This window comes from Candidatus Zixiibacteriota bacterium (assembly GCA_022865345.1).
Taxonomy (GTDB): Bacteria; Zixibacteria; MSB-5A5; order MSB-5A5; family RBG-16-43-9; genus RBG-16-43-9.
In genome coordinates, this window is record JALHSU010000091.1 from 1 (window position 1) to 9,012 (window position 9,012).

Sequence of the window (9,012 nt, forward strand, 5' to 3'; positions counted from 1 at the left end):
ACCCTTCTTATCTCCTCTTGACTCATCCTGATCATGTCCTTTCCTGCCATAATATCCTCCTTTAAAGTAAGATATTGTGGCAATCTCAAAATAGGACATTTCTACTTTGCTAAAACAGGACATTATTATATTGCGATTACATCTTTTATTTAGAGGTAATGTCAGATACAGATCTCCCTGGGAAAGCTCGTCCAATCCAAACAATTTAGACCAGCTTAGCTGGATTTCCTTTTTAGAAAGAAGTCCTGTGGATGCAGGATTGGACAAAAGATGGGAAGACTCCGAGCTTAAAGAAGAGGTAGCGCCTGCCAGGCTCAGGCCTCTGGCACTGCCCGGTTTTTCCTCAAATGCCCCAGAGGAAAATTCAAAAGAGATCAGGCAGAATAAGAATGTAAAAAATAATCCTCGCATGAAAAACTACCTTTTAGCCACGACTATGGTTGTCTTTTTTGAAAGGCTGCTCGGCCCGGAAGTCTTGAGATACAGAATATATATGCCGGCTTTTACTATATTCCCATCATTATCCTTGCCGTCCCAGAAAATTACTCCTGAAACCTGTGGCGCTTTGTCCATCAAGGTCCTGATCAGTCTTCCCCTGATATCATAGATCTTCAAGGTTGATTCAGACTTGAAGGGGATGGTATAGCTTATTCCTGCCTGATCTTCAAACCCGTCTCCGTCAGGAGAAAAGGGGTTGGGGTTTATGTCTAATTTCACCTCTTCCGTAGAATTAGAATTCTGTAGGCTGTTTATCTTACAAGGCGTGGAACCTTTGGGATCAACTGATCTCCACCAGTTATTCTGATCAGAAGATACTTTTTCAGAGCTGACTCTTTCCTGGGAATAACCTTTTATATCCGCCTCCGCGGTATAGCTCAATTCATCTATTGTAAAACCCAGACTATCTTTTAGAACGATCTTATCTCCGCTATTATTCAAAATATGCCAGCTAAGAGGTTCTATTACATTACAGCTTGCCTCAGGGAAGCTTGAGGAAAATAAGGAGCGGTTTTCAGTTAAGATTAAATATTCTCCCGGAAACAGATTCAGGTCTTCATTTGTAATCAGGCTCTGGCTGGCTGAGTCTCCCAGGCGCCAGTTCTTGAGATTGATCGGGGTAGCTGTCCGGTTGTAAAGCTCTATCCATTCAGGCTGGTTATCACCAGGCGAGCAAAGGAATTCGTTAATGACTATTTCAGGAAGTGTCTGCCCTACCCGAATGTTGATAAATGCCTGATTATTGTATTCCTTATCATCCTCACCTATCTGGACATATAACCTGTAAACCCCTTGGGGAAAAGAAAGCTTCTTTGAAAAGGTAAGATCCTGGTTCACGGGTATAGGAGGTATGTAAAAGGGCGTTCCCAGACTCTCATTTTCCTCCAGGCTTCCGTCAAAATCGTAATCGCAGAAAAAATACAGAAAATTCTCACTGGAGGAAGAGGTTCCTGAGTTTCGGACGTTCACCTTCAATTTGAAATTCTCATTTTCCCCGGGTGATGCTGGTTCAGTGGAAAGATCAAAAGGTGTGATGGACAGGTCGTTCGGAACTGGGGTTATGGAGTTCACTTCCCCGGGCGTGTTTCCTTTAGTGTAAACACAGAAACCCCAGTTGGAGATAGAGTCGGTGCCGGAAGGCGAAATTCTCTCCCAGGAAACCCCGTCTCCGGCATCTTTGTTCCAGGAAAAGTTAGAGCTATTTTGCTGTGGATCGATTAGAGTAACACTGCCTGAGCTATTGGTTAAGGAGAGCTTGACTTCAAGGGCAGGATAATTTTCGATGGGATTATCTCCCCAGACTCCACTCCCATTTCCCCAATAGCATTCGAAGCTTTCTGAATCAGGAGGAACAGAGACTAACTTGCGCGCCAAGATTAGATAATTTTTCTCAGGAATTGATGTTCCAGCAGGGAATATAGTAGTGTCACTCTTGCTTATGAATGTCCATCCACCCAGATCGATTGCTGAAGTATCCGTATTAAAAAGCTCGACCCATTCCAATTTCACCCTGGAGCCTGGCTCATTGGCTAAAATCTCATTCAGCACAACTCTGCTATATGCGGCTGGAGGAAAGACAATAATCAAAAGACATAAGAGAAGAAAGAACCTGATCAGGAAATTCAATACTTTATCTGTCAAAATCCAACCTCCAGCCTGAATTTTGCGCCCTGAGTTTTAGCCTGGGCACCAGAGGGCAATTTTATGAAATACTCGCCATAAAAGATGGAGTTTTTTAAAAGAGATAGTCGTTCCTGAAAACGGAAATCCCAGTAACTATCCTCTCCTTTTGAAAGATCGTTATCCTTATACCTTGCCCAGAGAGTTAGAAGAAAAGGGGAAGACTTTTGAAAATCTGAGCGAAGCTGGAATTCAAAAGAGTTCCTCCAGTCGGAAGACGTCGCCGCTCTCTTTTTCCCGTACCGGGTTATCAGACGGAAGAAAATATCTTTCAAAGGTCCAAATAGGAAGGTAGAACTGAGCAGGTGTTGAGAGGCTGTTTCATTCTCCAAATCCGAGTTCGAGTAAAGATAATCCAGCCCGGTTTTAAGCTTTTCTGAAAGTGTTATTTTTAACCCTATTTTTTGCCTTAGCTTGAGTGAAGAGTAGGGAGATGCATCCCATTGGCTATAACTGAAATTCAAAGAGTATCTTGAGGAGAGCCTGTAAACCGACTTCAGCATAACCCCTTTTTCTCCTTTTTCTCTGGAAGGGTATTCGTATTCGATTTCGTCAATTGTCGTGAGGGTGTAATCCGGATTGGAAGGACCTGCTCCGAAAAGGTGCACATAATTATTAGAATAGCTCCAGCCGGATAATTCCACCAGGACCGGCTTGTCCCTGAAAATCAGCACCGAAGCCCAGCCGGTGGCGCCATTGTTAAGAATGGAATATTCACTGGAAAGTCCTAATTTACCTTTTGTACCTTTAAGATAAAAGCTCAGGTTCCGGTCGTAAAATGAGGATACTTTTTTTAATCTGCCCTCAGACCTTAAAAGGCCAAAATTAAAATCTTTAAATGAGGCTGAGAGATTTAAAGCCCAGAGCTCCTGAGATGGAGTTCCCTTTTTATTTTTCGACAGGATAAGCTCCGGCTGAAAAAAGCCGAAATCCGATTGGATCAGAACCCCGTTGAACCTGCCAGAAATCGGATAAAGGAAGGAGCTCTGTTTGTTTTCATCATCAGCCTTCAAAAGAGGATGGTATCCGATGTTCAATCCCAGGCCGATTTTTTTGTCAAAGCTGCCTAGCACTATTCTTTTAACATATCCAAGGTTTAAAATCTCCAGGCTTCTTTTCTTAACCTGAGGATCAGACGTTCCCTCCCTTTGAAGCTCAAACTGGAAAAGGAATCTCTTCTCTACTTGAAATTTTGTGAGCACAAAATCAGAGGAATAATCCTGGTCAAATCTCTGTCTACTTTGTAAGGAAATACGTCCCTTTGCCTGGCTCAATATCTCAGGCAGAAAAAAGCTTCCGGCGGTAGAATAAAAAGGCGCAGTTTTCTCTGGCAAGGGTATCAGACTGGATGAATCTGCCAACTGCTCCACTTCGGACTGGGTGAAATCCGGTAGAAAAAGCAGCCGGTCTTTTTGTGGAGAGCTAAACGCTACTCCCTCGTGGAGGAGATCCAAAAGCTCTAAGTATTCGGCATAAGTTAAGTCTCCTGATAGAAGCCCTTCCTCTATGTCTTCCTCATTTTCATAAAATTGGGAGGAGATGGTCTGAGAAAATGTCAAAGAAAAGGGGATTAAGAGAAGCATGAAAAGATAGATTGCAGATTTTGACATTCAAAAAAGGGTTTAACAGGATGAAACTCTTCTTCAGAAGACCTTAAAGTTCTCTTAAACCGTACTGGTCGATCTTTCTATATAAGGTCCGTTCTCCGATTCCTAAAATCTTAGCAGCTTTTTTCCGGTTGCCGCCCACCATTTTAAGGGTTTTATCGATAAGCTCTTTTTCCATCTCCTCCAGGCTTACCTGGGGCTTTACCTCAACACTTTTAGATTCTTTTTTAAGCTCCAAACTTTTTTCCTCAAGGAATTCCTTTCGCAGGACAGCGATCTCCTTTCTCAAACCCAAAAGCGCCTGGTAGATTAGCTCGTGTTCAGCCGCGGTCACACTTTTCCCCGTAATTACGGGCAGATGCCTTTCAATCTGCACCTGCTTATCGATATATTTTAACACATCCTGGGCTTCTATAAAACGGTCAGCAGAAAAAACCAAACTGCTCTCCAAGAAGTTCCTCAATTCACGGACATTTCCGGGCCAGTGATATTTCAGCAAAAGCTCCATCGCCTCTTCTGTTACTCCTAAGATTTTCTTAGGGCTTTCCTGGTTTAATTTCTGGATAAAATCATAAACCAGTATGGGGATATCCTTGACCCTCTCCCTTAATGGGGGTATATCGATTTTCACCACGCTTAACCTGAAATAGAGATCACTGCGAAAACTTCCCATCTCTACTTCCCTTTCCAGGTCTTTATTGGTAGCAGCTATAATCCTGGCATCCACTTTGACATCCTTAACCCCTCCCACCCTTAAGAAGGTTTTCTCCTCCAGAATCCTCAAAAGCTTGACCTGTATGGCAGGTTTTATCTCAGCTATCTCATCCAGAAAGATGGTTCCCTTATCTGCCCTTTCGAAAAGTCCTTCTCTTTTGCTTATTGCACCGGTAAAGGCTCCTCTCTCATGTCCGAAAAGCTCGCTTTCCAGTACCCCTTCTGCAAAAGCTCCGCAGTTGGCGGCTATGAAAGGGTAATCTTTTCTTGGTGAATTATTATGAATTGCCCGTGCCACCAATTCTTTTCCGGTTCCGCTTTCTCCCGTGATAGACACGGTGATGTTGGTCGGGGCAACCTGCAGAATCGCCTCCGCGATCTTTTTTAATTCCTCTGATTTCCCCACCAGGCCGCAGGATTCTAAGAATTCTTTTTCCTTGAGAAGTTTCTTAACCTTTATCCTGACCTCCTCAGGTGCCAGAGGTAGTTGAAGAAGGTCATCTGCCCCGCACCCCAGAAAGATATCCTGCTGTTCGGGTATTTCCTCTGAAGCCACCAAGAGATCTGATCTCGGATTTTTGTTTGCAATCTTCTTTATCAGGCTCTCGCAGGGATAGTCCTCGATACGGGAGTCAAGAATCACAATCTCCGAGGGTTCTTCTTTAAGTTTTTTCAACCCTTCGGTGCTGTCAAGGGCTGTGGAAATCTCAAAATCCGGCAGGATCCCTTTTAGGTCCTGGTGAAACTCGCTGGATTTGCTTATACTCAGTATCTTGTGATTTTGAACCATAAAATGCTAAGAAAATAACAGGAAGGAGTCTTTTTGGCAATCTTTTTTATATTTTGTTCAATCCCTGAATCTTCCTTTTCTCTTTTTCTGTTTACCCGTCCCTTTCTCAGACACCAGGTTGAAATCTATCTCTCTTTCCTCTTTGTTCACTCTGATTAACTGAACTTTAACCCGCTCACCCAGATTATAAATCTTTCTGGAATGTCTGCCTACTAACCTTTTATTCTTCTCATCATACCTGTAATAGTCATCCTCCATTGAACTCAGGCGGACCAGGCCTTCTGCCAGGAGGTCATCCAGCCTTACAAAGAAGCCAAATGGCAAAATTCCGGAGATGACTCCGCTGAAGTGCTCTCCTAGTCTGTCTTTCAGGTACTCTATCTGTTTGAGTTTGATAGATTCCTGCTCGACCTCATCTGCCAGCCTCTCCCGGTCTGAGGTGAACTTCCCAATGAAAGGCAGCTTCTCCTGCAGATAAGCTCTTCTTTCCGGCGCATAGTGTTTAGTTTCCTCAAGCTCTTTTAGAAGTCGGTGTATCAGAAGGTCTGGATACCTGCGAATAGGGGAAGTGAAATGGGTGTAATGGGAGAAGGCTAAACCGAAATGGCCGATATTCTCCGGCTGGTAACAGGCTTTTTTCAAAGACCTTAAAAGAAGCTCGTTTATCAGCTCCTCCTGGGGTGTTTCCTCAGCCGATTTAAGAAATCTCTGAATCCTTCTGGGACTGATTGAGGCATCTTTTTTTTCAATTGGGAACTTATATCCTAAGGTGGAGATAAATTCTGCGAAGTTTTCGATTTTCTCTTTGTCCGGCTGGTCGTGAACCCGGTACAGAAAAGGTACTTTCAGAGAATTGGCATATTTTGCCACGCACTGGTTTGCCAGAAGCATGAACTCCTCAATCAGCCTGTGGCTTTCCAGCCTCTCCTGTTTGAAGATGTCCAGAACCCTGCCATCCTTTCCTATAAGGACTTTAGCCTCGGGCAGGTCAAAGTCCAAACTTCCCTTGGCTATTCTTTTCTGATGAAGAATCTGGCTTAATTTCAGCATCTCCTTTAAAGTCTGTTCCAGCCCTGAAAGATTTTTATTCGATTTGCCAGTATCGAAAAAAACCTGCACTTCATCATAATTCAACTTGGCCCTGCTCTGAATAAGGCTTGTTGCAATCCGATACTTGATTACTTTGCCCTTTGGGTCTATCTCCATTAGGCAGGAATAGGTGAGCTTCTCTTCTTCAGGCCTTAAGCTGCAGATCTGGTTGGAAAGCCTTTCCGGCAGCATAGGAATAACCCTATCTGCTAAATAGACGCTGTTGCCTCTGGAAAGTGCCTCTTTGTCCAGTCGTGTATTTTCCTTCACATAATAAGAGACGTCCGCAATATGCACTCCCAAGAGATAGTTTCCGCTATCCAACTTTTCCAAGGAGACGGCATCGTCATGGTCTTTAGCATCCCAGGGATCGATGGTGAAACAGATCTTATCCCTGAAATCGACTCTGGTGCGATATTCTAATTCCGGTATCCTCTGCGAGAGTTTTTCTGCTTCCCTTTCGATTTCTCCAGGGAATTCTGAAGGCAATTGGTATTCTCTGATCAGGGCAAGGATATCTACCCCGGGATCATCCGGATAACCCAGTATCTCCTTAATTTTTCCCTCCGGGTTCAGATACCGGTCCTGCCATTCTTCCAGGGAAACCACTACCTTCTGCCCCTCTTTAGCCTCAGCTGGCACAGGTATATAGATATCCCGGCTAAACCTCTTATCATCTGGCTGGACAAAAAAGAAATGTTTTCCCCTCTTGAAAGTTCCAACAATTATTTGATTTGCCCTCTCCAGGATTTTTATGATTGTTCCCTCTCTGCTTTTTCCGGTTCTCCTGCCGTAGATTCTAACCACAACCTTATCGCCATTCAGAGCTGTTCCCACATCCTCTTTATTTATGTAAACCTCCTCCTTGCCATCCTCGGATTGCACAAAGCCGAACCCGGACTTATTAACTGTAAGTTTTCCTACCACTAAATTGAGCTTTTCCGGCAAACCCAGGCGATTTTTCCTGATCTTGACGATCGAGCCTTCCTGCAGCATCGAACGAACAGTCCGGCGTAAAGCACGATAGTACTCCTCAGGAATTTTCATCCCCTTTGCCAGCTCTCGTATCTTCAAGGGGCGATAGGCTTTATCAGCCATGAAATTCAGTATGCGAGATTTGTCTATAGGCATAGGATTGAACTGCTTTGTGAAAGTTTCAGAGTTCAGATAATATTACAACTGGACAGGATTGTCAAGTATAGAAAAAAATTATCAATGTGAAAAAAGCAAGAGAAAACATTCACAGTCGATTTTGACCTTGAGGCAGATTGAACAGATTAAACAGATGAAAATTTTGAAATTAGCTTAATCCTTTCGATCAGCTGTGAGGTGTTTGGGATTATCCTTGGACATAAATGATATTAGGTGACTGTCGGGCCCCCTGACCCGACAGTTGTTAGAAGAAAATAGGTCTGGTCCGTCAATTACCCGACCGAATTGTTTTGGGTTTGTCGGGCAGTCTTCGACAGCCTGACCTACATCTACATCTCACAGCTTGTAAATAAGCAGAGACGCATTCGATGCGTCTCTACGTTTATTAACCTCACCCTGACCCTCTCTGAGAAGAGAGGAAATAAAACAAAGTTTAAATTTGACTTTGATTTTGCGGGTGACTATATTGCTGCTTCAAAATAATGGGAAGGAAATATGTCTTTTTTTGAAGACCTGGCAATAGGACAATATCATCCCGGAGATTCCATAATCCATAGATTGGATCCCAGGATTAAACTACTTTTAGTCCTGGTGATGGTGCTTTTTGTTGCGGTTGCGGTGAATATTAAACTCTATTTATTATGGCTCATTCTTTTTTCGGGGTTATTCTTTTTATCGAAAATTCCCGTACAGATTGTTTTGAAAAGCTTGAAGTCATTTATCTTTTTTTTCATTTTTATCTTTTTGCTTCAGGTGCTTTTGACCTCTGAGAGTTTTGGCACTTATTTTTATTTTGGATATTTTCAGATTGGATGGGCTGGGATTTTGAACGGCCTGGTATATTCTCTCAGGCTTCTTCTTTTTATCTCGGGTGCGATCTTCTTGAGCCTTTCCACCTCGCCGATGGAGCTTTTAGATGGTGTTTTAAAGCTTTCAAGTCCTCTGAAAAAATTAAAACTGCCAGTGGAGGAGTTTTCCCTGATGAGCATGATCTCCATCCGGTTTATCCCGCTTCTTTTGGAAGAAGGAGTAAATTTAAAAAAAGCCCAGATGGCTCGGGGTGCGGATTTTGAAGGGAATTTGATTCAGAGAGTCAAGAAAACTTTTCCCCTGCTGATACCATTATTCATTTCCTCCTTCCGCAAAGCAGATGATCTGGCACTGGCTTTGGAGGCAAGGGGTTTTCAAAGCGGGGAAAAGCGAAGCTCGTATCAGAGGCTGGTGTTCAAAAAAGAAGATTATCTTTTTGCAGCTCTGATTGTCTTGTTTTCTTTTTTGTCTTTTAGAATTATTCTGTGAGGGTTCTCTGAAAAAGTAACAGAAAATCGTCGGACAGGGGTGCCCGACCTACGAAATCGACAGTATCGACTATCGTAGGTGGGGTTCCAAGCCCCGCAAAATCGATTTTTCAGAGTTTTACCTGAAACGCTTTGACAGAATCTATGTCGTGATGACCAGAAACATAAAATTGAGAATAGAATA

At 43.2% G+C, this 9,012-nt stretch carries 6 protein-coding genes; 1 reads left to right on the plus strand and 5 read right to left on the minus strand.

Features of this window, described 5'->3' with window-relative positions:
- From MUP17_04185 to rnr, 5 genes are all read right to left on the minus strand, one after another.
- Positions 1-411 (minus strand): hypothetical protein (locus tag MUP17_04185; protein ID MCJ7458173.1); only part of this gene is annotated, 411 nt, incomplete at its 3' end.
- Positions 412-417: 6 nt separating this feature from the next.
- Positions 418-2,139 (minus strand): lamin tail domain-containing protein, encoded by a 1,722-nt coding sequence (locus MUP17_04190; protein ID MCJ7458174.1) that lies wholly within the window; start codon positions 2,137-2,139, stop codon positions 418-420.
- Positions 2,136-3,788 (minus strand): hypothetical protein, encoded by a 1,653-nt coding sequence (locus tag MUP17_04195; protein ID MCJ7458175.1) that lies wholly within the window; start codon positions 3,786-3,788, stop codon positions 2,136-2,138. The genes MUP17_04190 and MUP17_04195 overlap by 4 nt, the downstream gene beginning before the upstream one ends.
- Positions 3,789-3,831: 43 nt before the next feature.
- Entirely contained in the window at positions 3,832-5,289 is a 1,458-nt protein-coding gene (locus MUP17_04200) for a sigma-54 dependent transcriptional regulator (protein ID MCJ7458176.1), read from the minus strand.
- Between the two features lie 57 nt (positions 5,290-5,346).
- Positions 5,347-7,509, minus strand: a complete 2,163-nt coding sequence (gene rnr, locus MUP17_04205) for a ribonuclease R (GenBank protein MCJ7458177.1) — start codon at positions 7,507-7,509, stop codon at positions 5,347-5,349.
- 516 nt (positions 7,510-8,025) lie between these two features.
- Here rnr and MUP17_04210 point away from each other — a divergent pair.
- Complete coding sequence (locus tag MUP17_04210; protein MCJ7458178.1) at positions 8,026-8,829, plus strand: energy-coupling factor transporter transmembrane protein EcfT; 804 nt, start codon at positions 8,026-8,028, stop codon at positions 8,827-8,829.
- Positions 8,830-9,012 lie beyond the last annotated feature (183 nt).